The sequence below is a fragment of the Actinoplanes auranticolor genome, from assembly GCF_018332655.1.
GTDB lineage: Bacteria > Actinomycetota > Actinomycetes > Mycobacteriales > Micromonosporaceae > Actinoplanes > Actinoplanes auranticolor.
On record NZ_BOQL01000039.1, the window covers coordinates 20,489 to 45,739 of the forward strand.

Sequence of the window (25,251 nt, forward strand, 5' to 3'; positions counted from 1 at the left end):
TTCACCAGTGGATCGATCAACGCTGCACTTGGTCTCTCGCGGCGATTCGTTGGTGGAGTCGCTTGATCAGCTCGGCGGCGCCGGCGTGGTCGCCCCCTGCGTGCATCAGGTTGCCGGCTTGGTGGTGCAGGGCCTCGTTGTAGGGGTCGATGCTGATGGCTCGATGGAGCAGGGCCAGGGCTTCGTCGGGGTCGGTGTGTTCGGCCAGGGTGGCGTAGGCGTCGATGACGGTGCGGCGGGTCTGTTCGCGGACGGGAGTGAGCCAGTCCCAGGTGTGTCCTGCGGCGATTTCACCGCGGTACGTGTCGATGACAGCTCGGCACGCCTGTTCTAGCTGGTTCAGGCCGACGGCATGGGTCATGACGCTGACGGCGGTACGCCAGGTCTGCAGGTCGGTGCCGATGGCGCGCGTGTTGAGCCGGTAGCGGTCGTCGTTGCGGGTGATCGGGTCTTCGCCAAGTAGAGGTCGTAGTTGTTGTCGAAGGTCGGTCAGGGTGGTGTGCAGGCGTTGGGTGATGGTCGAGGGAGATAGGTGGGGCCAGATGGCGCGAATGAGTTCGCTGCGGGTGGCGCCGTCGGAATGGATGGCGAGGTAGGCCAGGATTTGCAGGCCGGCCATGCGTCGTGGGTGGACCATTTCGCCGGCAACGGTCAGGTCGCAACCGCCGAGCAGGGTTAGGCGCGCCCCCGTGGCCACGGCTGGCTCCGCTTCAAGGGCAGGGGGCCTCTTCGGCACAGTTTCGGCACGTGGTGTCGCGCTGGGTGGAGGTTGTTGCGAGCGGCGGATGAGGGTCAGCAGGTCGGCGGTTGTCTGCTGGTCGAGGCTGCACAGCCGGCGCGGCTCGGTGAGGTCGGGGCCGGTGGCGGTGCCGTCGGTGCTGACGTGCCATCGATGGGTAGCAACACGGGAGTCGTCGCTGAGCACGATGATGGTGCGGGCGGCAGTGTGCGCGCCGGTTCCCGTCGTGAGCTGGGCGAGGGTGGGGGTGGCCGGGGCGCCGGGCGGCAGCAGGGTGCCAAGGTCGTCGGGGCGCATGGCCACGGTGAAGGTGCTGCTCAGTGCTGCCTCGACGATGAGTCCTCGGGCGGATGCGGATGCGCCGGGTCCGGTCAACAGCAGGATTCCTTCGGGGAGCCGCTGCGCCCGCAGAGGTAGCGGTGCGTGGTCGGGTCCGATGGTGTCGTCGGTGAGTGCAGCGGCCACGGTGGCGACGGTGCCGGGTAGTGGTTGCAGGTCGGGGTCGTTGTGGTGGTCGCGGGGCTGGCGTGGGTCGGGGCGGTAGTGGCGGCGCCGTTGGAGCCAGAAGGCGGCGGCGAGGGCGGTGATCGCGGCGGCGGTGTGGTACGGGATCCAGCCGCCACCGGGCAACGCGACGCCCACCGGCTGCGCCTGCGCCGACCGGTCGGCGTGGTTGTCGAATCGTGTCGGATCCGAGGGCTGCGAGGTGTCGGTGGCTGCGGGTAGCGGTTGTGGGTGGCCGGTGGTGGCGGCGGGCAGGGTGAATGCGGCGACGCCGGCCATGGAGCTGGCGGTCATCTGGGCGGGTGTGGGTACGGGCAGGTGACGGAGGCGTCGTAGCCGGCGACGCAGCCCTCTCAGAGCGCGTCGGGTCAGGTGGGTCAGGAGCAGGAGCCAGGCGAGTCCGGCGACGGCGACGCATCCGGCGATGATGGTGCCAGCGGTCAACGGCTGCTCCACCCAAGCCTCGACCTGCGCGCGGGTCGGTGCCTGCCACCAGTGCTGCAGCCAGATACCGGCGAGCAGCGGCGGGCCGGCGACGACAACGAGCACGATCAAAGCGGTGGCGAGGCGGTTCACCCAGCGCATAACCACAGGTATCCCTGGTCAGCGCTTGATCGGCGGCAGGCGCAGCAGAGCCCAGGCGTGTACGCCCCACCAGCAGGCGACGGCGAGCGCCCAGATGACGGCTAGGGGTGCGGGCCCGGTGCGGGAGATGATCACGGTGAAAAAGCCGATCGGGACGGTCAGCGCGAGCCGGGCGCCGGGATGCCGTACCAGGGTGCAGGCGGCGGCGACCCCGATGAGGAGGCCTCCGGCCAGGCCGATGCCGTTGGCCCAGCCGGCGAAATACCAGGGCCAGGCGACGGTGTACCAGAGGTTCACGGCGACGATCCCGGCCACGGCGACGATCATCGAGCTGGCGGGGAAGGTCAGGAAGCCGTCCCACCCGCCGATGGGGGTGACGCCGCGCCGCCAGGCGAGCACGGCGACGGCCGCGGCGAGCACGGCGATCGGCAGGACCGTCAGAACGATGCCTTGCGCCAGGCGCGGAATGGCCTGGTTGAAGTACAGGCCGGCAGTGATCGCGTACATGGTGGCGGTAGCCAGCCCACCCAGCAGCGCGATGGTGATACCACCGCTGATCCTCCCGGTCGGCTCCTCCGTGGGGGTGGGGGTGTTGTGGTCGAGCAGGGCGGCGAACAGCGCGGCGGCTTGCAGCAGGCAGATCATGGCGAGGGTAGCCGCGACCGCGGGTACGCCCCAGTTCGCCAGGGGCACGGTCGTGTTGTGAAAGCCGAGGCGGTAGTCGTCGGAGAAGAAGATGTAGGACGCGAACAGCGCCAGTGACGCCACCCCGGGCAGGGCGAGGGTGATCAGCCGGCGCACCGGTGGCAGCGGCAGCGACTCCTCCACCGGCGTCGTCGCGGTGGTGTCGGCGTCGGCGGCGCCCAGCACCGCCGTCGCGTCAGCGGGCTCCACCGGCACGGGGACGGTGCCGAGTTTCGCCGCGATCATGTCGCGGGCGCCTGGGGTGACGGTTGCGGCGCCGATCAGGTGCACCCCGCTGACCTGGTCGAGAGTGAGGTCAGCGGCGTCGAGGGCCTGCGCGGCCAGCTCACCGGCGCGTTCGAACACCGGCCGGGCGACCTCGGCCACCTGCTGCGTGTTGACGACCATGGGTGGCTGACCGTCGGGCATCGGCATGGTTATCGCGACCTGCTCCGACAACGCATGTCGGGCGGCGCGGATATTGGTCAACATCGCCCACCGCTGCCCGGCGGGTATGTCGTGCAGGTCGGTCGCGGTGAGCGTCTTAACCAGGGCGGCGTCGAGGCGGTCGCCGCCGGCATCAGGATCAGCAAGGGTGGACACCACCTCGGCCCCGGCCGGATCACGCTGCACCACGGTGACCTCGCACCCCGCACCGACGTCGATCACCAACGCCGGACCCTCCGCAGGTGAGAGGCGCTCTGCTGTGGTGCGGGTGTCGAGCCTTGCGATCGCGGCGACCGGAGCCTCAACTAGGCGGGACACGGCCAGACCGGCGCCGCGGGCGGCGTGACGCATCCAGGTGCGGCGCCGTGGTCCCCACCCGGCCGGCACGACCAGGCGCACATCATCGACCGGCTCACCGGCCATGCGCTGCGCTTCGGCCGCCACCTGCCGCAGCGTCGCGGCGACCAGGTCAACGACCTCGACCTGCTGTCCGCCCGCGCTGACCTGACCGGTGCCCGCGCGCAGCGGCGACACCACGAGGCCGTCCGGGTCAGCGGCGGCCTGCCGCCACGCCGCCGCACCAGTCACGATCCCGCTGTCGCTGATGTGGGCGGCGGTGGACATCTCACCGGTTCCGTCGAGGGTCAGCGTTGTCGTACCGCTCGGCGCGACCAGGACCGCTCGCACCGTGGCAGCGCCGTAATCGATCGCCAGCCGTGAATGCACGACAGCTAGTGAAGCAGAAGATCGACGATCAGTCACTCCACATTGGCTCACCGTGCTCGCCATGCGGTTGTGGCGCTCTAGGGCTCTGACCTGCGGTTGTAAGTCTGTGTGAGTCGTTGTGAGTGGCTGTGAGCGCGCGAAAGCCGCTACCGGGCTCGCCGTCTGCTTAGCCTCGCAGCACCGCTTCGCTCTCCGAACGCGGTCGGCGATCGCATCGTCCGCGGGGTGCCGACGAACGGCCTTCAGAGCCGGAAAACCGCGGGGCGACGGCCCGAAAGAGGGGTAGAGATGATCCGACTGATGGCCGCGATCCGCACGACGGTCGCCGTCATGGCGCTGCTCGCTGCCGTGCCGTTGCTGCTAGCCGCAATCGGCGGGAGCCCGCTACCCGATCGGACGCCGTCCTCGGTGGAGATCCAGAACTGGTTGGACGACCCGATGCAACCGCAGTACGTCGCGGCGACCGTCAAGGCGGCCGCCTGGGTGATATGGGCACTGCTGGCCGCCGCAGTCCTCGGCGTGATGTGGGTACGGGTGCGGCGCTGGCGGTGGGCTCGCCTGGCGATCTACCTACCCGGCCCGGTGCAGGGATTGGCCGCGACGCTGCTCGGCGCCGCCACCGTCACCACCGCCGTCGGCGTGCCGCAACCGCACACCGCCGCCCCTGCCGCCGCGCAGGACACCGTCCCACCTTCTCCAACGACCACGGTGGATGTCGCCACCGTGAGCTCCACCGCTCAGCACCACAGTCAGCTCAGTCCCGAGCGCGCGTCATCAACCGTCACGGTCCGGCACGGCGACACATTGTGGGACATCGCCGCCGAACGGCTCGGCAGTGCCCACCGTTGGAAGCAGCTCTACCGGCTCAACACTGACCGCTATCCCGGGATGCGCGGCGGCGACCACATCGAACCCGGTTGGACGCTCACTCTCCCTGCCCGCGCCGCCAAATCCGCACCGACGCCAGCACGACCTGGCACCGTCACCCCGAATCCTGCCCCGCCAGACGCCGCCTCGACGATTCCTCCCCCGTCGAGACCCGCGGCACCACAGGCACCCCATCCTGGAACAACCACTTCACCGGCGGGTCACTCCGCTACGGCCCCCACCAACCCCCATGCCGAACTCGACAACTCCGCGAACGCACCATCCAGCGCTGCCAACGCGAACGAGACCGGAAGTGACCGTCATCGCACCAGCAACGATCTCGTCCTGCCGGGCAGCGTCATTCCTCAGGCGCTAGCCGCGGCGATAACTGCCACCGCGGCGTTGGTGTGGATCCAACGCAGGCGCCGCTACCGGTACCACCCCGGCATCCGCGACGACCAGCAAAACCTGCACGACGTACAGCCGCTGCCCGCCCCCGTCCGCGCCGCCCAGCGCCACACCCGACACGCCACCGCACCGACCCCGCCGCAACCACCACTTCACCAGGTCCTGCCTTCCGGTGGGGTCGGACTCATCGGCCCTGGCGCTAACGACGCCGCTCGCGGCTTGATCATCACTGCCCTCACCGCCGGAGCACCCACAGACCCCGACCAGCGCGCCGAAGTCGTCACCGACCGCCAGACCCTCGCGGCCCTGATGGGTGATCCGCCGGTGACCGGCTGGCCGCGACTGCACATCGCCGAAAGTCTCGACCAGGCCCTCACGCTGATCGAGACCCATCTGCTGCACCGCGCACGGGTCCTGGACGAGCACGGCCTCGCCGACCTCGACACCGTGCGAATGGCTGATCCCAGCGAAGAAGCCTTACCGCCATTGCTCCTGATCACTGACGCCGGGCAGGCGATCCACAGCACCCGGGCCCGGATTACCTTCGGCCTGACCCGACGTTTGGATGTCACGGTCGTCGTTGTCGGCCACTGGCCGCACGGTCCAGCCATCGGCGTTTCTCCCGATGGCGAGGCTCGTCTCGGATCTGAGGATGCCGACGCCGACACCACACAGCTCGCCGTCCTCGATGTCGCGACTACCCGCGACCTGCTCACCACGGTGCGGGAGGCTCACACGGGCGAGCCCTCATCGGTGAGCTCCTCGACGTCAGGACCTGCCACGTCAGCCGACTCCGCTTCAGCCACCGAGGGCGTCCCGGAGGTGCTCGCGAACGCCAGCAGCAGTGCGAGCACCACCATTGACACCGCCGCGCCCACCGTGACCGAACGCGCACGGCTACGAGTCCTCGGGAGCCCGCACATTGAAGACATCACCGCGGACGGCCGGCCCCTGCGTGCCAAAGCCCTGGAAATGGCGGTCTTTCTCGCTGTACATCCCGACGGCGCCAGCACCCGCGACATCGGCGAATACCTCGAACCCGACGCCCGCATCAGCCAGGCCGACCAGCGCGTGCATACCAACGCCTCCAATCTTCGGCACGTCCTTGGCCGAGCCGGCACCGCAGAGACCAAGAACGCCTACGTCATCAAATCCGCCGGGCGCTATCGGCTCGACCCGGCAACCGTCGATGTCGACGTGTGGACTCTGCGCGAGCTGATGCGCAGCGCGAGCATCGCCACGCAGGCACGCCGCCGTGAACTACTGACCGCCGCCTGCGACCTCTACACCGCGCCTCTTGCTGAAGGTCAGGACTACGAGTGGGTGCAACCGCATCGCGAGACGGTTCGCCGCTGGGGCACCGAAGCCCACCTGATGCTGGCCGACGACCTACTCGACGATGACCCGCAGGCCGCGTCCGGCCTGCTGGACAAGGCCATCAACCTGGACCGCTACAACGAGGCGCTCTACACGAAGGCAATGCTCGCCCGCCATGCGCTCGGCGACGCCGACGGCATCCGGACCCTGCTGCGCGCCCTCACCAAGGCACTGGCTGACCTGGACGCCGAACCCCAGGAAGACACGATCGAACTGGCCCAGAAGCTCCGCAACAGCCTGGACGACAAATGACCACGACCGCCGCTTCCCAACTGGCTGAGCCTGCGGCTGAGCGCTGTGGACCAGCGCGTTCGCTCTCGTTAGCCGTGCACGGGATACACGGCAGAGCGTCGGTGCTCCGCCGTACGCGGTGAAGCCGTCACCCGGGTTGCCGCCCCAGCGCTCACGCTGACCGATCGGACGATCCCGCCACCGCCATCTTCTGCGCCGCCGCAGCCAGCTGGTGTCCGGTGCATCACTGCCTCTCGGCCCTCCCTGATCGCCGCCGCTATGGCCGTCCTCGTACCGCTGCGGCCGGCGCGAGACTACGGAAACGGACCTGATCGTGAACCTCGATGACGTCGCAGCCCTCTACCAAGACAACCGGACGCTCCTGATCAGCGCCGCGATCCTGACCGGACTGGGCCTCCTACTCCTCATCATCAATCGACTGCGCCGGCTGGCCGAGCATCGTCTGGCGCTACTTCTCGCGAACCTCCTGACCGTCATCGCGGCGGCTCTGGCGACCATGGTGTCCGCGTCGGGCATGTGGAAGTTCTTCACCGACATCCTGGGCTCGTCGCCGCTGCGGATCGCGTTTTTCGCCTACATCGAGGTCGCACTGTTCGCCAGCGCCCTTCTGGCTCGTGCGCGGCTACTGCGCGAACCCGAGAAAGGCACCACCGGCGTCGACGGCGCCGCGGTCTGGGTCCTCGCCACAGTGACCGCGAGCCTGTCCGCCCTCGACGCCAACACCTTCCGCGAGGTCTGCCTGCGCCTGGTCGCACCGCTGGTCGCCGCATGGATGTGGGAACGCGCGCTGGCCGCCGAGCGCAGCGTCCGGCTCGGCAGCACGATGGGCCGCATCCACTGGGCCATCACGATCGAACGGATCGTCGTCTGGCTGCGGCTGGCCGAGGCACAAGACCGCGATGTCTCGGAGGTCGACCGTGCACGCCGCCGCGCCTGCCTCGCCCGCGCCCGCCTTCGCCTGCACCTGCTGCAGAGCAAGAAGGCAGCCACCTGGCGGATACGCCGCGCCAACAACCGCGTCATCCGCCAGGCCATGCACTCCGCCGAACTCGCCGGCCTGGCCGACTTCCCCGACGCCGCCGACGAACGCGAAGCCACACAGATGTACATGGCCACCCTCTACGGCATCGTCGACGCCACCACACCCGAGGCCGTAGCCCGATTCAACGCCTGGCAGCTCGACACGACCAAACCCATCACCGTCAGCGCACCGAACCCCTTCGCCGCTGCTGGCACAGACAAGCACCCCGGGACGGACCCGACGACCAGCTCACCCGCCGATGCCGCCTCGCTGACGGCAGGCAGCCCGCGCACCACCCACGCGTTCCCTGATCACGTGACGGACGAGCCAGCCGGCCCGTACCCGGCCGCCCGTCATCTCACTACCGGGACCAAGGTGCGACAGGAAGTGGAAGTAGATGGCCGCGACAGCGAGTGGGCCACCGAAGAGCTCCGGCGGGCCGATCAACACAAGGTGGGTTGGCCCTCCATGGGCTACGACGCGCGTGACGGCAGCGGTGAGCTGATCGACGAACCCAGCGGGGACGAGGAAGCTGCCCGGTCCGCCGTCGCGGCCATGCGCCGATTCTGGAACAGCGAGATTGCCCAAGGCCGGGTACCCACGGGAGCCGAACTGTCCCGGGCCGCCGGAGTGCCACCCACCACCGGCCTCGGACGGCGCAAACGCCGTGAGTGGGAAGCAGACCTGCCGGGCCACCTCAAAGTCACTGCCCCCGCAGCTCGCTGAACAGATGCCAGCGGGCCGCAGCATGAACACGCCACTAAAACCCGGTGGCCTGACCCTCCGAAGCAATGCGTGGCGTTTCGTCGTCAGGTGCGCGGCCCTGTCATCGCCAGCGGGTGGCCGCGTACACGATGGTGGCGATCAGGCCGGTCACGGTGAGCAGGCCGCCCAGCAGCGCGGTGCCGAACGGAAGGATGTTGCCGGGCAGAACTAGAGCGGGAATTGCCGCGGACACCACCGGTGCGGGGATCAGCAAGACCGGCCACCACGGCACCCGCGCCCACCGGGCGAGGCCGCCGGCACCGAGCAGAAGTACCGCGGCGGTAAGGAGCAGCAGTCCGCCTCGGGTCTGCTCGGCGAGCGCCTCGCTGGTGTTGGAGATGTGGAACCGGAGGCTCATGCCGGCGCCGAGAGCCACGAGACCGACCGACGCGGCGATCACCGCGACCGCGGCGCCGGCTGGGCGCACCGGTGCGGATGGGGCCGGCGGACCGTAGGGCGTCATAGTCTCTCCTCGCGGCAGCCGACGGTGCCGGGGCGTCAGCGCGTCACGCGTCGGCCCCGGCACCGCGGGCGGCTACTTCGTCTTGAGGACGAAGCCGAATCCGGTCCGTCTCGAACCGAACTGTCCGATGGTGATTTTGCCGTTGTCGTGGATGGTGCCCTTGCCGCGATGGGTGATGACCTTCCGGCCGTCCTTGGCCCTGATCGTCGCGGTGTAGGAGCGGCCGTCCTTGACGATGTCGAACGTCAGCTCGACGGTCTTGCCTGACCGGGCTCGCACGGTGGCAGTGCCGGCGACCTTCGTGACGGTGTTCTTCGTGCGGGTGACGGCGACTCGGCCGGCGGTGACGTCGCCGGAGACCAGCAGGCAGTCACGACCGCCGCCGACGAACACCAGGCGTTGCTTGGTCGCCTGCGGTGCGACGGTCACCGTCACGGTCGCCGGGGGCGACGTCGCGCCGGCCTGGTCGGCGGTCGTGTAGGTGAACGTGTCCGTGCCTGTGAACCTGGCCGTCGGCGTGTACGTGAACGACCCGTCGGCGGCCAGGGCGAGAGTGCCGTTCCGCGGTGCGGTGGCGACCTTCGCGGTGAAGACGTCACCGGCGTTGGCGTCCGTGTCGTTCGCGAGGACTCCGGGCGCAGGAACGCTCAGGGCGGTGCCGGTCTCGGTGGTGAACGCGTCGGGCACGGCCACCGGCGCCGCGTTCTCCGGCTCCGACGTGCCGACCTCGACGCCTTCCTTGTCGACGGCCGGGATGCCCGACGTGGGGTCGCACACGTTCCCGGTCTTGTCGCCGTCGCGGTCCTCCTGGGCGGGGTTCGCGATGTCCGGGCAGTTGTCGACCGGGTCTTGGACCCCGTCGCCGTCCCGGTCCACGATGATCGGTGCGGTCGCCACCGCGCTCTTCCCGCTGGTCGACTTCACCGTCATCGTGACCAGACCCTCGTACGGGGCCGCGTACGTGTGCGTGTAGGACGGCGTGCTGGTCGTGGCGTCCGGCGTGCCGTCGCTGTCGGCGTCCCAGACATACGTGAGGGTGCCGCCGGCCGGGTCGAACGATCCGGCACCGTCGAACCTGACCGGTTTGCCGACCGCGGCGTTGTAGCTGTCGCCGATGGACGCGTACGGCGTTGCCAGCGACGTCTCGACGATCTCGTCGATGGCGGTGGACACGTCCTCGCCGTCAACCGCGGCCAGGACCTTGCCGCCGGTCCCCGCGGCGACCTCCGCGAGCGCGGCATCGGTGTTCCCGACGACGTTGACGACAGCCGGGTCGACGGCGAGGGCCTTGGCGACGATGTCGGCCGCGGTCAGTCCGGACACCGGCTCCGGGTTGTGCGCCGGTGCGTCGGTGAATACGATGACCTGCTTCTTGACGCCGGACCGCCACGGCTGCTTGATCGCGGTGTCGAGACCCGAGAACGCCGACTCCGGGTAGTCCCCGCCGCCGTCGGCGGACAGATTTCCGACCGCGGCCTTCACTGCGGCGGCGTCGGCGGTGAACTCCTGGTCGAGCCGGGACGGGTAGTCCGACGGGTCGCCGGTGTGCCCGGGCTGGTCCCGGTAGGACACGACCGCGATCCGGTACGACGAGGTGCCGGCGGCGAGGCGATCAGCGACCGCGTTGACCCGGTTCTTGACCGCGTCGATCGTGCCGCCCATCGATCCCGTCGTGTCGACGACGAAGATCAGGTCAAGGGCCTGCGCCGTTTCGACCGGTGTGCCGGTCGCTCCGGCTCCGAAGTTGGCGGTGAGGATGTTCTTGTACTGCTCGTGCCCCTCCGGGTTCGGGTGGTACCAGGTCAGGGGATGCGCCGCCTGGAACGGCTCGACGAACCACGAGTTCGGATTCTTCAGCCCGGCCCGCGGGTCGGGCTCGTGCCCGGCGAACCGGTCCAGGGCCTGGGGCAGGTGGGTGACGAAGTCCGAGCCGACCTCCGTCTCCGCCGCCGCGATTGCTTTCTCCTGCACCGTCCGCCCCTTGACGCCCAGCTCGCGGACCTTCTTCGCCGCGTCGTAGGTGTCGGTGATCTTGCCGGTCAGTTTGTTCCGGAACTTCAGCACGAAGTCGACGTCACCGACGAGTTGCGGGTAGCCGAGCACGACGACCTTCGCGTCCGGCCGCAACCGCCTGCGCATGTCGACGAGGATGTCCTTGAGCTGCGCGGCCATGCCGTCGCTGCCGGTGTCGTCGAGACGCTCGTTCGCGTACTTCACCCGGGCGCGGCAGTCGCCGGGGTCGCGATCACCGACGATGAAGCACTCCTCGACGATGTTCTTGAACCGGACGTCGTTGCCGCCGAACGTGAACAGCACAAGGTCGGTGGTCTTGGTGATCGATTCCTTCTGCGGCCGCAGCTTTGTGTTGCAGAGCGACGTCGGACCGCCCACGACGGTCGTGATGATCTCATCGCCGGTTCCGGAGTGGCAGCGGCCGACCTCGGGGAGGTTCCCGACGTCGCGCTGGGTCCAGTAGTCCTTCATGACGCCGCCGGAACACGCCCGGTTGAAGACCTCCGCCGCGTAACCCCGGCCGTGCAGCCAGTCGCGGTACCGCATGCTCCAGTTGGTCCGGCTCCGGTAGCAGAGCGTGGGATTCTCGTAGTTCCCGGCGCCGTTGCCGGCCGAGAAGCTGTCGCCGACCAGAGCAATGCTGAGGCGCTTTTCCGGCGATGCGGCAGCGGCCTGCAACGCCGGCACTGCGGCCGGTGCACGCCGCTGGGTCTCGGCGACCGCGGCGCCGGTTTCGGTGAGGCTAAGGGCGGCGGCGAGGAAGGCCACGGCGACCGCCGGTGCACTCCGGCGGCTGCCTCTGAACGGACGATATGACACGGGCGCACTTCTTTCGGCGAATGATGTCGGATGGCGCGTGTCTGGGAACTCTCCGCCTGGAAATGCGTGCCTGGGAAGATTCTGAGAATCGTTGTGTCGATGCGGCGGGCGGTTCCGGCCGTTCGGGTTAACCGGTACGAAGACATAACCGTCGGCTGTTCGGATCGTTCGCGAGGCGCCGACCGGCGAGCATTACCTCGTTACCCTGGGGTACGACAGCGGTCGCACTCGACCACACCACGGCGCACCGAGTGCTCCCTGAGAAATTGGCGATCAACGTCAGCGAAAGGATATTCCTACGGACGGTCATCAAACCTCGTCGCAACGCTCGCCCGCGCCAGCAAGACCGACAAAGCCTTTTCAGCTTGGGAGCAAGCGCACTCAGCAGTCGCCCTTCCGCCTGCCCGCTTCGGGGCGCGGAACCACGCCTACCGGCCTATGAGTGTGCTTCAGCCGCGGGGTGTCATGTCGCCCCGGCGACAGCACGGAGCGAGAGCTGACACTATCGTCGGCCTTACCCCTGCCAAGCGGCACAATGATCGGATGTCCGCGCCCCGGCATGGTCGAGCGCACTCAACTCGCCCAATGGATGAAGATTCGCTGTATCAGTAAATGCTGATGTGGACGTGGTTGGTGTGCCAGCCGGACGGGTCATCGCCTCCGTACGGATTGTTGTAGGCGTGCCATCCCTGTTGCGGTGTCCAGATTTTGCGGAACCAGATGACGTACATGATGCCGAGGCGGTCGGCGTTGGCGACCGCCCAAGCCGCCATCGTGTCGCCTCGTGCCTTCTGAGCGCCGGCGGCTTCCCCGCCGGACGTCATCATGAAGTCGCAGGCGCGGCCTTCTGGGTGCTCGCCGTGGTCATCGACTCGGTAGCAGCCCGGCTTCGACCAGCCGGCGGAGGTGGCCTGCTGAACGAAATGTAGGGTCCGCGGGGTTATGCAACCGATGCCGGTCGTCGGGTCGGGGATGATGGAGCAACTCTGGTCGGGCCAGGAGCCGTCCGGTTTGCGTGGCGCCGGTTCGACGCTGACGAACGACATCGTCGAGCAGTCGAGCGCAATCTCACCGATCCCGTATTGATCGACGAGGGCGATGGCGTTATTGGTCCACTTCGCGTAAGCGTCGGGGTACGCGGACACCTGGACCGCTTGGCCGGCGTCGGTGAGCGGCATGGTCTGCCAGCCGGGGACGGTCTTGAGCTTGTCGTAGAACTTGCCCGCTTGGTAGGCAGGTTCCCTCAGTTGTTCTGGTGTCCCCCACCCTTGGCTCGGGCGCTGCTGGAAGACCCCGATGGAGTCGTGGTCGTTGTCGTCGCCGAGGTGGGGCAGGTTCCGTAGCCCGGACTCTTGCATGGCGACTGCGACAGCGACGGTCTGTCCCCAACGGCCGACGCCTTTGGCGGCACCGACCTGAATGATGGTCACGGCGATGTCGAGTTGGTCGGCGGCCCATTGCGCAGTGTCGGCTGGTTGCGCGGAGGCACCGGCGCTGGGCGCGCCGGCCGGGCTGCACGTTCCGGAGCCGTCGCCCATCACGGCGGACATCAGCAGTACGGGCAGCCCGAGGCACGCGATGATGACGATGGTGACGGTGCCGAAGACGGCCTTGAACATGGGCGTTTGGCCTTTCGCCGGAAACGAAAAGGGCCGGTCTTCGCACGAGCGCGCGGCCGGCCGGGGTCGAGGACGCGGTTGCTCAGAGGTCGTGAGCGAAGGAGCGCAACCTGGCGTGCGTCTCGCGGAGCAGGCCGGTGATCAGGTCGCTGGTGTCGCGTAACGGGTGCCCGGCGTTGACGGGGACGGCGTTGCGCCAGTCCCAGTGGCCGGGTTCGAGGCCGGGTACGTACCAGAGCACGTCGTCGCGGTCGAGGAACAAGGCGCCGCTGATCTGCGGGTCGAGCAGGGTCATGGGTTGGGTGGCGCAGGTGGTCAGGCAGTGGCAGCCGGGATGGTTGTAGGTCGAGCGGGGTTGACCGTGGTGGGTAGGGCAGCCGCAGTCGCAGGTTCGGTCGTAGGCAGGGCTCGGTGTGCGATACATATCTGTCTCCCTCGGTCGTGAAGCACAAAAGGGCTGTGGGCCGCCCAGGGGGCGGCCCACGTCGAAGTGGTAGGGGTCAGGAGTCGGGGTTCGCGAGCAGGTACGCGGATGCCCGGAGCAGGTGCTCGATGACTGTGCTGGCGTGGTAGTAGTCGTGCCGGGTGTCGATCTCTCCGGCGTTCTCCCAGTCCCAGGCACCGCTGGTCAGGGTGGGAACCTGCCAGAGGTCACCGCGGGGGTCGAGGAATAGTGCGCAGCCCCAGCGTTCGGCCAGCAGCGTGATGGGCTGGGTGGTGCAGGTGATGGTGCAGGCGCAGCCGGGCTCGTCGTAGGTGAGCCGGGTCTGCCCGTTGTGCAGGGGGCAGTGGCAGTTGCAAGGGCGCTGCCACGGCGGCAGGTAGGTCAGCATGGTGACTCCGTGTGGTGTCGAAGGGTCGGGGTTTGGTCAGGCGGAGGGCGGGATGATGCCGCTGCCGGCGGGGCCGAGGAGCTTGTCGTGCTGGATGCGGCGGGTTTCCTCGGCGGTGAGCACGTAGGCCGGCAGCCGCGGGACGCCTTTGCGCCAGGCGTGGTAGAGCCGGTGCATGCCGTCGATCAGCAGCGCGGCTGGCGGTATGCCGGCGACTCGGACCCGGCCGACCAGGACCGGCTTGGTCAGGTCGGTGCGCATCGCGTAGAGCCGGTCGAGGCCACCCGGGGCGGGGCCGATCAGGGTGACCCTGGTGTGGCCTGGGTCGTCGAGGCGGGTCAGGCCGTACGCGGTGGCCCACGCCGTGACGTCGAGGGTGCAGGTGTCGCGGGGCGCGGCGGCGATGAGCGTTTGCGCGGCGTCGATGGAGAACACCCACGGGCCGAAGTGGAACCACTGCTGCTGGCGGCCGGTCATCGGCCGCCTCGCTGGGCGGTGAGGGCGGCATAGACGCGGATGCACCGCAGGATCAGTTCGTGTGACGGCAACCTGAGAAGGTGTTGCCGTTTGTCGTCGCGCAGGTTGTCCCAGATGACGACGGTGACGCTGGCGGACCAGACGTCGACCAGAACGCCGTCGATCTTGGCGTACTGCCGTTCGGCGACGATGCGCCGCAGCGTGTCGATGAGGGTCGCGTCGCCGATCGGGTGGTGGGCGTCGTCGGGCCGGGCTGCCTGCTCGTACTGGGTGCGGCAGGCCTCGCAGGCGTTGCCGTGGGGCGGGTCGTCGGTGGCCCATCGGCGGCCCTGGTCGGCGGGTATCCCGCAGACCGATTGGTGCGGGTCGCGGGGATGGAGCAGGTGAGGCGTCATCGGCTCGTGTCCTTTCGGGGTACGAGCCGGGGCACGTCGGCCCGCGCGGGCCGACGTGCCCCGGGCGGGTGAATGGGTGGAGGTGGTTAGACCTTCAGCAGGTCGAACGCGGCCAGCTTGAGCTCGCCGGTGGTGCCGGTCAGCACGCGGTTGGCGCGCACCAGCTCGTTCTTGGCGGGCTGGTAGTGGTCCAAGTACTCGGTGATGGCCTGGTAGCCGGCCCACCGGCTGCCAGCGATGGCTTTCTGGGTATCGGCCTCACGAATCAGGTACTTCAGCGTGCCGAGGCGCTGCTTGGCGTTGCGCTGGGTGGTGGTGGAGGCGTTGTCCTTGACCGGCCACACCTGCCCGACGACGTTCTCAAACTCGCGCATTGTCAGGGCTTCGTTCAGCATCCGCTCGGCGGCCTTTTCGAAGGTGTCCATGTACTTCCACATCAGGCCGAGGGCTTCGCGGGCCTGGCTGATCTGGGAGTTGACGTTGGACGTGGGCCGGAAGGTGTAGTGACCGACGGCGTGCTGGAACGCGGCTCGCTGGGTGTTGGCGCACACCACCCGGATCGGGCTGGCGTCCACGCGCAGCGCAGCGGTGCCGTCGTGTGAGGTCGTGCCGATCAGATAGAGATCCATCCGATCCACTCCGGCGATCTCCATCGCGTCAGGCAGCTTGAGCGTGACAAACACGCTCTTGCCGCGCCGCAGGCTGCCGGCGGTTTCGAAATGGGCGCCGCCGACTTGATCCACGAGCTGGTCGAGCATCTCGGCGCACTGCTCGTTCTGGACGACGGTGTAGTCGGTGCCGACGATGCCCAGATATTCCGTGGCCCCGGTGACCGGGTTGCGGCGCACGGTCATCTGCTTGTCGTCGGCGGGGATCTGCACCTCGACGCCGTCGACGATGTCGATGCCGACCGTGCGGATGGTCCGTACGCCCCAGTCACCGAGCTGGGCGGCGGCCATGATCTCTTCGGCCTTCATGGTGTTCTGGGTGACGGTGCCCAACCGGTGCCAGGCCGACAGCCGGGCGCTGGCGAACGCGGTCGTGCCGTCGGCGAATTGCTCGAGTTCGTGTGGCACAGGGTTCTCCTTCTCGATACAAGTGCGGGGCCGAGCAGACGCCCGGCCCCGTGACGGGATGAATGGTTGGTCAGGACCGCGGGTTGTCGTCGTCGTCGACCGGCGTGCTGGCGTTCGGGAAGGCGAACGCGATCGGCTCGGCGGTGACCTGGACGAGGCGGCCGATAGTCGCCAGGTGCTGGCAGCAGGTGAGGACGGCATTGGTGCCGACGTGACGCCCGGCCAGGGCAGCGGTGATGCCCCGGGCGATCTCGTACGGCTTCAGCGGCTGATCGGGGTTCGCAGCGCAGTAGGCGCTGACCAGGTCGGCCAAGGCCGTATCGACATGACTCTCGTCGTGGGTCAGAGCCACGCCGCCGTCGCGGCGGTGCACAAGGTCCGCCAGCTCAAGCAAGGGCAGCCGGCGCAGCACGGTGCGTAGCGGTTGCCCCGTGCGGGTCGCGAGTTCCTCCGGCGTAGCCGTTCCGTGTTCGGGTATGGCGCGCATCAGCTGAGCCGACCCGTGGTCGAGCTGGTCGTACGGCAGCCGGCGGCCGCCGGCCGTCGACCCTCGGCGTTCACCGGTACTGCTGACGACTTCGGGTCTGCCGGCCATGTCGTCGGTCGGGGCGTCGGAACCGTCTTGGTGGAAGTCGGTCACTGTGGTGGTTCCTCTCGGAGACGGGTGCGGGGCCGAGCGCATGCGCTCGGCCCCGCGAGGGTGGGGATTGGTCAGGACTGCGGGGTGCTGCTGGCGTCCTGGTCGCCGTCGGACTGCTCGGCCCGGTTCTCGCCGTCGCCCCCGGTGTCACCGCTGTCACCCGTATCGGGCTGTCCGGCGTCCGTCGCGTCCTTGGGGGTGTCGTCGCTGACGGGCGGCGTCGGGAAGACGAAGGTCAGCGGCGCTTCGGCGACCAGCAGGATGTTGCCCGCGGCGGCGGCCTTGGTGCAGTTGTTGCGCACGGCGCCGGAGCTCACGGTGCGGCCGCCGAGCTTCGCGCTGATCGCGGTGGCGATCTCCTGCGGCGTCATCGGCCGGCCGGGGTTGTCGGCCAGCACGGCGACGGTCAGCTTCTCCAACTCGCCCCGGCCGAAGGGCTGGCTGCCGTCGGTGTTGACGGTGACGTCGCTGCGGTTTCCCATGGTGCTCGGGCGGGTGTTCAGCGGACGCGGATGCAGCCGGGTCGGCAAGTTCACGACGTGGACCTCGTCGTCCGGGCCCACGACGTGCAGCGTTCCGTCCGGGCGGATCAGGGTTTGCACCGCCGCCACGGCGGCCGGGGTGCTCGTCACACCACGGACCACCTGCAAGCACAGCGCGCATCGCGGAGGCTCCGGGTTCGGGTCCACATCGCTGGCCTTCGTAGGCCCGGCGATCCACCGCTGCGGCAGGTCGGGCTTGCGGCGGGCGGCGTCGGCCAGCTCCATCGCGGCCAGCAGCCGCATGGTGGTCGGGTGGCTGATGCCGCTCTCGGCGACGATCACCTCGATGGTGGCGCCGTCGCTGTGGTCAGCCAGGACGCCCTTGATGGCCATCACCTTGCGGTCGCCGGGGCGCGTCGGTGCGATGACCGTCGTACGCGGCTCGCTCTCGTCCGGGACGCCGGTGTCATCCGCGTCTGCGTCATCGTCGTCCGGGTCGTCCGCGTCGTCGAACGGTTCCTGCCCGCCGGTGGCCTCGTCGCCGAGGTCGCCGGTCTGCGAGGTCTGGCTGTGGTCGTCGCCGGCCGGCTCGCCGTCATCGGTGTTGGCCTCGTCGACCGGGTCGGAGCTCTGCTCATCGTCGATCTCGTCCGGCCCGACGGCGCTCTCGTCGCCGAGTCCGGCCGATTCCAGCGCGGCGACGGCGTCCTGCGACAGGGTCCAGCGGGCGGGCGTGCCCTCGGCTGCATCCGCGCCGAGGTCGACCTCGACGATCAGGCCGGCGTCGGACAGGGTTCGGATGGCCTTGTCGGCGGTCGAGCGAGCCTTGCCGGACTTCTCGGCCAGCTCGTGGACGTTGCCCTCGTTAAGTTCGACCAGCGCCTTCAGGACGGCCTGTGTCGCAGGCGTCAGAGACTGCAGTTCCATGGGTTTCCCCTCCTCGGGAATTGGATAGTGACGCCCGGCACCGGACTGTGCCGGGCGGTGGTGCACCGGTTGCGGAGGCAGCGGAGGCAGCCAGACGAGCGGGGCGAGCCCCGTCGTCCGGTCCGATGCCGCGTGCGCGTCCGGGAATCGGGGTGCGCTGCCGCGGTGCGTTCAGCGGCGGGAGATCCGCCGCTGGCCGGTGGCGCGCAGGACGTAGAGGCGGGACTCGGGATCGCGGTAGATCCCGGCGAGTCCGTGGGACAGCCGGACCGGGCCGGGGTACTCGAAGGGGTCGAGTTCGACGTCGGACTTGCCGATCTGGACCCGCACGGATTGCCCGGCGAGCTGCTGCCTGCGGAGGTACGCGTGGTGCGGCAGCACGATCAGGACGGTGTCGCCGGGATTGACGTAGCGCCGATGCACCGGCTGCACGGGGTTCGTGGCGACGTACACGGTGCGGTCGGGGTCGTTGATGAGCGTGTCGAGGTGGATGCGGGCACCCTCGTAGTCGCTGACATGGCCGCTGATCTCGCTCAGCGTGCTGGCCAGGACCGTGGCCGGGCCGGTCAGGTCGTCGCCGTTGATGAGCTGAGTCCGGAACGTGTCCACCGCAGACAGCAGCGCCTCGCGGGCGATGCGCAGCAGATCGGCCGACGCCGGGAGTGCCGCGGCGGCCGGGACAGGATCGGCCGCGTGCTGGTCAAGGGTCCGGCCGGTGGTCCGCACGATCCATCTCTCCACCAGGTCGAGGTAGGGCACCGGAATCTCCATTCGTGTCGTGGGCATACCAACGACCGGTCGCAGCAGGGCTGCAACCGGTCGTCGAGGTGCGGGACGGGGTTGGGGTCAGGCGATGGCGACGGCGCACAGCCGTGCGCGGTTGTTGAGGCCGCGCAGGTACATGCAGGCGTCGTTGAGGAAACGGAAGCGGTCGGCCAGCGAGTCGCTGGCAGGCCGCATGATCCGTCCATCGGTGGTGATCAGCGCGTCGCCGATCAGCGCGGTGCGCCAGTAGAGCCCGGCGTAGGTGGCTTCACCGGCCTGGTAGAGCGACAGCTCGTAGGGGTCGAAGACGTGGCCGCCGGCGTAAGCGAGCATGGCGAGCACCCGGGGCTGCTGCTCGAAACGGCGACGGGCCTCGGCCAAGGTGACCTTGGCCGGATCGGCGTGGTACTGGGCGAGGAAGTCCTCCCAGACGCGGGCGGGCTTGGTGGTGGCGTTGATGTGGATGTTCCAGGCACGCCAGCGAGCGATGGCGTCGTTCGCGGCGGTCATGGACATGCCGGGCAGGTCGAGGCGGCTCTTGCGGCCTCCGGCGGCGAGGGTGATGGCGCCGAACGTGCGGGCGGCGTCGAGCAGGTAGTACCCGAGGAAACGGGTCAGCCAGCCGATCAGCTTGCGGTGGCGCACGCGGAAGCGGCGGGCCGGCGTGCCGTGGGCGTCCAAGAGGTGGCTGACTTTCTCGCTGGCGGCGAACCAGTCGGCGTCGGCGTCAGGGTTGAAGCAAACGGTGACGACCTGGTCGGTGAGGGGGGTGGGTTTGGGCATGGCGGTGCTCCCTTCGCGAAGCGGGACCGGGGTGAGGTGGTGTCGTGGTGGTGCCACCGGATCGCGGCGTCACGGCCGGCGGGAAAAGCTGCCGAGCAGATGCGCGGGGCGCAGGACACGAGCCGACCGAACGAGGTGGGCTATGGGTGAGCTGGGCCGGGCGCGGGCAGTCCGGCGAGGCGGGTCGAGACGGGCGGCGGTGCGAACAAAAGAAAGAAGCTGCACCGTAGCTTCGTGACCTGACAGCACCGCCCCTGTCAGAAACCACAATCAGGTCGGTGACCTGCGCTGACAGGCCGGCCGTGGAGCTGTCAGCGCCTGTCAGAGAACAAAGACGCCGTGGTCGTCGTAGTTCGGGTTGTCGGCTACCGGCTGGCCGTGATCGCTCGGTAGCCCGGCCAAAGGGACTCGGCCGGTGGCGCCGCGTGCCAGCCACACTGCATCGGCGGGCTCGCTGGCGTGGATGGCCGTGGCGACACCGACCGTGGTGTGCTGGCCGTGGAGAAGCCGGTGAAGGTGTTCCTCGCGTTGCTGGCTGCCGAGCCAGAACAGCACCGGATACCGCGGGCCGCCGCGCCGGATGAGTTTGGCGTACCGGTCGAGCTTCGCGACCAGGCGGCCGAGGGGTTCGCTGCCGGTGTCGGCCTCCAGGAAGAACCCCACCGTGACGCCGTTCGCGGTCCAGAGGCCGTGCCCGTCGGCGGTGATGGTGCGATATTGCTTGGTGGTGACCTGCTCGGACCACCACCGGTCGAGCCGGGCGTCGTCGTGCCGGCGGGCGTACCCGGCCAGTCGGACGAAGAACTCGTTGGTCAGCACGAGGTGAGCCAGGTGCGGGTTCGCCGACAGGCGCTGCACCGTCTGGTTGCTGGCTCGCGCGGTGGGCTCGGGTCGTTGGTGGGCGGCGGCTTGGAAGCGGTGCCCGTGGTGGCCGAGCGTCCAGTGCCACGGCTGGCTGCCGCCGCCGCCGCGGGAGAACCGGAACCGCTCGAGCAGACCGAGGGCGGCCAGCTCGGCCAGGCGTAGTTGGCAGGTGCGGCGGGCGGAGAACAGCATGCGGTGGATCTGGCCGGTGGTGAGGACCCGGTGGTCGTCGAGGAGCTGAAGCAGGAGCCGGTCACGGCTGGTGATGTGGGGATAGATGGCCAGCAGGCTGGAGGTCTGCGATAGCGGCATGAGTGGTCACCCCCTGGTGGAGAGGACACCCAGTAGGGAGTCTGGACGTGTGGATCTTGCATCCGGGGCTACTGCGGGTCAGGTTCGCCCAGCTCAGGCGCCTGACAGGCGACGTGCTGGGGCTCGTCTGGGGCCTCGTGTCGCAGACACCCCCAGACGAGCCCCCGATGCCGCACCCAGACGAGCCCTCGCACGCACCGGATCAGCGGTCTCGGTCGGCCATCCGGCGCTTCATCGCCGTGCGAGCGAGTTGCTGCATCGGCGGTTCCTGCCCGGCGGGGGTGTTCGCGGCGGCGCACGCCAGCCGGATCGCGGTCGGTTCCCCGTCTGCCGGGGCGGGCGGGTTGGTGACGAAGGTGAACGCCGGGAGTTCCCGGTTGCCGACCAGCAGCCGGGCGGTGGCGGTGAAGACGTCGAGATGGGCGAGGTCGTGCTCGTCCACCTCGGGTTTGGTGTGCCGCGACAGCTCCCGCGCGTCGGCCGGGTCGACGTTGAAGATCACCTTGGAGCGGGCGTTGGCTGATATCGCCGCGGCGACGTCCTTGGGCAGCTGGGCGAGGTCCTGGTGGGCGAAGGCCATGCCGAGCCGGTAGCCCCGCGCCTCGGCCAGCATGTCGCCCACGCTGCCGGGCAGTGTGAGGTAGTTGTGGACCTCGTCGATGTAGAGGCAGGCGTCTTTGCGCTGGTCCTCGGCGATGGCGGCTCGGGCGATGGCGGCCTGCCAGACCCGGGCCACGATCAGCGAGCCGAGGATCCGGCTGGTCTCCTCGCCGAGTTGGCCTTTCGGTAGCCGGCACAGCAGCACTCCGCCGTTGAGGATCTTGCCCATGTCGAACGATGAGTGGGCGTTGCCGATGACGCTCTTGACGAAGTCGCGTAAGAGGAAGGCCCGCAGCCGAGCGAGGACGGGGGCGATGACCTGGCCACGGAATGCTTCGTTGATGCCGTCGTACCAGAGCCAGAACCCGCCGAGGCCGTCCGGGTCGTCGAGACCTTGTGTGAATCGGCCACGGAACTGCCGGTCCTGCAGCAGCGACGGCACCAGGCTCAGCGTGGGTTTGGCGTGCCGCATGAGGGTCAGGCAGGCCACGCGCATGGTGTCGTCCATGCGTGGTCCCCACTGTCCTTGGAAGATCTTGGCGAAGATCCCGACGAGGTTGTCCACCGCCAGGTGCGGGTCGCCCTGGTCGTCGAGGGGGTTGAAGCAGCCGGGGTTTTCCTGGTCCGGGTCGATGATGACGATCTTGTCGGCGTAGGTGGCGGGGAGCCGGTCGAGGATGTCGTTGATCAGGTCACCGCGCGGGTCGATGACCACCGTGCCGCGTCCGGCTTTGATGTCGCCGAGGATCAGGTTCAGCAGCAGGGTGGACTTGCCGACGCCGGTCTTGCCGACGATGTGCATGTGCTGCCGGGCGTCGGTGACCGTGAGTCCGACGCTGTGGTGCCCGACCTGGGAGCGGCCCAGCACCTTGACGCCTCGGCCGCCGGCCGGCACCTGCACCGGCGCCGGCACGGCCTTGGCCCGGGCCCGGTCCAAGCCGGGTACGGCCACGTCCTGCGGCAGCGCCGCGAGAGCGGCGAGCTCCGGCACGGTGGCCAGGAACCCGCGCCGCAACCGGCGTCCGGCCAGGGTGGTGACCGGGTGCGGCATCTTCATCCGGCGCAGCCGGTTCGGGCCGGTGTACGCGGCGGCGGCCGAGGCGATCGTGTGGCCGAGTCCGGCGAGCCGTTGCCGGATCTGTGTGGCCCGCTCGGGTGTGGATGGCGTCTTGTCGCCCTGGGCGGCCACGGCGAACCGGATCGCGATCTCGAAGTGCGGCACCCGTACGGCCTTGTCGACCACCGTGCGCGCTTCGGCTCCGGCGACCGGGTCCCGCTGGGCCGCGCGGCCGGCGGTGGAGTGTGCCGGGGCACGGGGCCGGGACGGGCCGGGAAGCACGACCTCGAGGAGCCACAGCAGCGGTTCGATCGCGAGCCGGGCCGCCCCGGCGGCGACCTTGGTTGCCGGGTCCGGCCGCCCGTGCGGATCATTGGTCGTGGTCACTGCGAACCGGCGGGCCGCCCGCACGCGGCGGGCGGTCGCGGGCCGGGCCAGCACCTGCACGCACGCGTATTCGCGGTGCCGGACCTCAGCTCCGGCAGCAAGCAGCGCGCGCAACGGATCCGCGTCGTGCTCGACGCGCAGTGGCAGCACGTCGGCGTGCTGAGGCCAGTGCGCCCCGCCCGACTGCTCCCCCACCATGGCCGGGATCGGCGCGTCCGCATCCTCGACGGTGAGGGTCGCGGCAGGCCAGGCCGCGCGGACGGCGGCTTCGACCGCGCCCGGCGGCACGGTGCCGGGCACCCATACGCGGATGGCCAGAGCGCGGCCACTCCACGTGTACTCCCACCCGACGTGCGGGTAGCCGTACAGTCTGCGCCGCCACACCGACGAGGTCAGCACCCCGACGAGGGTGGTCCAGAACGCGGCGGCGGCCTCGGCCGTCACCTCCGGCGGCGCGGCGATCGTCACCCACCGCGCACCACCGACAAACCGGCGGTGCCGCCAGCTCAGGAGCTGGTCGTTGCCGAACACGACCGCCACCACCGCCGTGGCGGCCACGAGCGCGAGCCACGGCCGGGCGCCCACCCAGTGCGCGATGTCGTTCGGCCAGGTCGGCGCGGTGGTCACGCGGTCACCTCGCTGATCCCGGTCACGGCGATGCGGTGCTCGGCGGCCGAGCCGACGCTGCGGAACGGGATCCGCGATCGGCCCGCGACCAAAAGTCCCTCCCCGCGCGAGGCGGCCAGCAGCATCCTCGCTTCTCCCCCGGTCAGGCCGAACGCCTCGGTGACGGCGTCGATCGATTGGGTGGACTGGCGCATCAGCACCTGGGTCGCGGCGTTGGACACCACGGCCAGGCCGAGATCGGTCGACAGCACGTCAGCGGCGTCCTGGGTGATGACGCACAGCCCCGCGAGGCGCTTGCGGGCGGCCTTGGACATCCGGAACAAGAATCGTGCGCCTTCGCCATCACGCATCAACAACCAGGCTTCGTCGACCACGACCAGCTGCCGTCGCCGGCGCGTGTTGCTGACCGGAGCGTCGACGCGCGACCAGATGGCATCCAGGGCCAGCAGCGTGCCGACCGTCCGCAGCTCGTCGGGCAGGTGCCGCAGCGACCACACCACGAGGTGGCCGCCGGGGGTGGCGGTGGTCGTGCCGTCGAAGAGGCTGGCGAAGTTGCCGACCGTCCACGGGGCGAGCCGGGCGGCGAGCTGGACGGCGGCGGGGTCGTCGTCGCAGCTGAGGGTGGCGGCGAGGTCGCGCAGCAGCGGCGCGGGTCTGCTCCAGGTAGCCGGGTCGGCGTTGATCCCGGCCATGCTGTACGTCGCGGTGATTGCCCGGTCCAGGGCCGCTCGTTCGGCCGGCGGCGGGGTCGCGCCGAGCATGACCGCGATCAGCGTGTGCAGGAACAGGCCGCGCCGGGTGAGCGTGTCGGGCCGGTCGTCGGCAGGCAGATCGAGCGGGTTGACCTGAACGCCGGGCATGCCGAGCTGCAGGACCGTGCCGCCGACGTGTTCCGCGAGCGGCGTGTACTCGTCTTCCGGGTCGATGACCGACACCGTGGTGCCCTGGTACAGGTTGCGGAGAACTTCCAGCTTGACGAAGTACGACTTGCCGGCGCCGGAGCGGGCCAAGACCACGCTGTTGTGGTTGTCCTGCGCCCACCGGTTCCACAGCAGCACCCCATTGCTGGTGGTGTTCACGCCGTACAGCACGCCGTCGGGCGCGGCCACGACCCCGGGGGCCGGTGCGGGCAGGTCCGCTGAGGCGAGCGGGAATGCTGCCGCCAGTGTGGTGGTGTCCAGAACGCGGCGCATCCGCAACGGGTCTACCCCGACCGGCAGGGTGGAGATCCAGCCCTGCTGGTGGCGGAACGTGGCCGGTTGCAGGTCCAGCAACACGCTGGCGGCGGCCGACTTCACCCCGGCGGTGACCGTGGCCAGTTCGTCCAGGTCGCGGGCGTGGATGGTGACGTAGATGCCGGTCTCGAACAGCTTCGCCGCGCCGCGGGCGACCCGTTCGGCGAGGTCGGCGGCGTCGGCTGCGGCCGCGTCGGTCGTCGGGTCGCCGAGGCGGCCGGATTCGGCGTCCAGGCGACGCGAGGATTCCAGCCGGGCACGCTGGCGTTTGAGCATCGGCGCGGCGAGCTGCGGCGCCACCGGGGTTATGTGGACCGCGACGTCGACGCGGCCGGGGTAGGACAGCAGCGGGTCGAGCCAGGCCGGGCCGACCTCGGCCGGATAGCCACACACGACGAACGTGGCGGCGTAGCCGTCCCCGACCCTCACGTGGGCCGGGGTGATCGACAGGGCGGCTGGTGAGGGCATGCCGTCGGCCGCCGCAACCTTGTTCTTGGTCTTC

At 69.5% G+C, this 25,251-nt stretch carries 19 protein-coding genes; 2 read left to right on the top strand and 17 right to left on the bottom strand.

The genetic code is table 11. The features are described from left to right. Window positions 1–16 precede the first annotated feature (16 nt). Entirely contained in the window at window positions 17–1,828 is a 1,812-nt protein-coding gene (locus tag Aau02nite_RS24440) for an AfsR/SARP family transcriptional regulator (RefSeq protein ID WP_212990894.1), read from the bottom strand. A gap of 18 nt (window positions 1,829–1,846) precedes the next feature. Further along, on the bottom strand, window positions 1,847–3,685 hold the full coding sequence (locus tag Aau02nite_RS24445; protein WP_212990895.1) for an Hsp70 family protein: 1,839 nt from the start codon (window positions 3,683–3,685) through the stop codon (window positions 1,847–1,849). A 288-nt stretch (window positions 3,686–3,973) separates the two neighbouring features. On the opposite strand from Aau02nite_RS24445, the gene Aau02nite_RS24450 reads away from it, so the two are divergent. Further along, window positions 3,974–6,589 (top strand): LysM peptidoglycan-binding domain-containing protein, encoded by a 2,616-nt coding sequence (locus Aau02nite_RS24450; RefSeq protein ID WP_212990896.1) that lies wholly within the window; start codon window positions 3,974–3,976, stop codon window positions 6,587–6,589. Window positions 6,590–6,902: 313 nt separating this feature from the next. After that, entirely contained in the window at window positions 6,903–8,336 is a 1,434-nt protein-coding gene (locus Aau02nite_RS24455; RefSeq protein ID WP_212990897.1) for a hypothetical protein, read from the top strand. Window positions 8,337–8,436: 100 nt separating this feature from the next. On the opposite strand, the gene Aau02nite_RS24460 is transcribed toward Aau02nite_RS24455, so the two are convergent. From Aau02nite_RS24460 to Aau02nite_RS24530, 15 genes are all read right to left on the bottom strand, one after another. Continuing rightward, complete coding sequence (locus Aau02nite_RS24460) at window positions 8,437–8,838, bottom strand: hypothetical protein (RefSeq protein WP_212990898.1); 402 nt, start codon at window positions 8,836–8,838, stop codon at window positions 8,437–8,439. Window positions 8,839–8,910: 72 nt separating this feature from the next. Continuing rightward, window positions 8,911–11,670, bottom strand: a complete 2,760-nt coding sequence (locus Aau02nite_RS24465; protein ID WP_212990899.1) for a cadherin-like domain-containing protein — start codon at window positions 11,668–11,670, stop codon at window positions 8,911–8,913. 605 nt (window positions 11,671–12,275) lie between these two features. Beyond that, on the bottom strand, window positions 12,276–13,289 hold the full coding sequence (locus tag Aau02nite_RS46685) for a VldE C-terminal domain-containing protein (protein ID WP_246595407.1): 1,014 nt from the start codon (window positions 13,287–13,289) through the stop codon (window positions 12,276–12,278). Window positions 13,290–13,371: 82 nt separating this feature from the next. Then, complete coding sequence (locus Aau02nite_RS24475) at window positions 13,372–13,713, bottom strand: hypothetical protein (RefSeq protein WP_212990900.1); 342 nt, start codon at window positions 13,711–13,713, stop codon at window positions 13,372–13,374. A 76-nt stretch (window positions 13,714–13,789) separates the two neighbouring features. Continuing rightward, window positions 13,790–14,122 carry a hypothetical protein gene (locus Aau02nite_RS24480; protein WP_212990901.1) on the bottom strand — a complete coding sequence of 111 codons (333 nt, stop codon included), beginning with the start codon at window positions 14,120–14,122 and terminating at the stop codon, window positions 13,790–13,792. A 36-nt stretch (window positions 14,123–14,158) separates the two neighbouring features. Continuing rightward, window positions 14,159–14,599: a hypothetical protein gene (locus tag Aau02nite_RS24485; protein WP_212990902.1), complete on the bottom strand. Its 441-nt coding sequence runs from the start codon at window positions 14,597–14,599 to the stop codon at window positions 14,159–14,161. Continuing rightward, the gene (locus tag Aau02nite_RS24490; protein ID WP_212990903.1) at window positions 14,596–14,994 is read right to left on the bottom strand and encodes a hypothetical protein; all 399 of its coding nucleotides are present in this window, start codon (window positions 14,992–14,994) and stop codon (window positions 14,596–14,598) included. Before Aau02nite_RS24490 ends, Aau02nite_RS24485 begins: the two co-directional genes overlap by 4 nt. Window positions 14,995–15,080: 86 nt before the next feature. After that, window positions 15,081–16,070 (bottom strand): DUF932 domain-containing protein, encoded by a 990-nt coding sequence (locus Aau02nite_RS24495; protein ID WP_212990904.1) that lies wholly within the window; start codon window positions 16,068–16,070, stop codon window positions 15,081–15,083. Window positions 16,071–16,140: 70 nt separating this feature from the next. Next, window positions 16,141–16,710, bottom strand: coding sequence for a helix-turn-helix transcriptional regulator (locus Aau02nite_RS24500; RefSeq protein ID WP_212990905.1), 570 nt, complete (start codon window positions 16,708–16,710; stop codon window positions 16,141–16,143). Between the two features lie 71 nt (window positions 16,711–16,781). Next, window positions 16,782–18,119 (bottom strand): ArsR family transcriptional regulator, encoded by a 1,338-nt coding sequence (locus tag Aau02nite_RS24505; RefSeq protein WP_212990906.1) that lies wholly within the window; start codon window positions 18,117–18,119, stop codon window positions 16,782–16,784. A 171-nt stretch (window positions 18,120–18,290) separates the two neighbouring features. Continuing rightward, window positions 18,291–18,878, bottom strand: coding sequence for a hypothetical protein (locus Aau02nite_RS24510; RefSeq protein WP_246595408.1), 588 nt, complete (start codon window positions 18,876–18,878; stop codon window positions 18,291–18,293). Between the two features lie 87 nt (window positions 18,879–18,965). Next, window positions 18,966–19,667: a hypothetical protein gene (locus Aau02nite_RS24515; protein ID WP_212990907.1), complete on the bottom strand. Its 702-nt coding sequence runs from the start codon at window positions 19,665–19,667 to the stop codon at window positions 18,966–18,968. Between the two features lie 321 nt (window positions 19,668–19,988). Further along, the gene (locus Aau02nite_RS24520) at window positions 19,989–20,843 is read right to left on the bottom strand and encodes a replication-relaxation family protein (protein WP_212990908.1); all 855 of its coding nucleotides are present in this window, start codon (window positions 20,841–20,843) and stop codon (window positions 19,989–19,991) included. 202 nt (window positions 20,844–21,045) lie between these two features. Next, window positions 21,046–23,514 carry a type IV secretory system conjugative DNA transfer family protein gene (locus Aau02nite_RS24525; protein WP_212990909.1) on the bottom strand — a complete coding sequence of 823 codons (2,469 nt, stop codon included), beginning with the start codon at window positions 23,512–23,514 and terminating at the stop codon, window positions 21,046–21,048. After that, a complete protein-coding gene (locus Aau02nite_RS24530) occupies window positions 23,511–25,217 on the bottom strand; it encodes a VirB4 family type IV secretion system protein (protein ID WP_212990926.1) in 1,707 nt (568 codons plus the stop codon). The genes Aau02nite_RS24525 and Aau02nite_RS24530 overlap by 4 nt, the downstream gene beginning before the upstream one ends. Window positions 25,218–25,251: the final 34 nt, after the last annotated feature.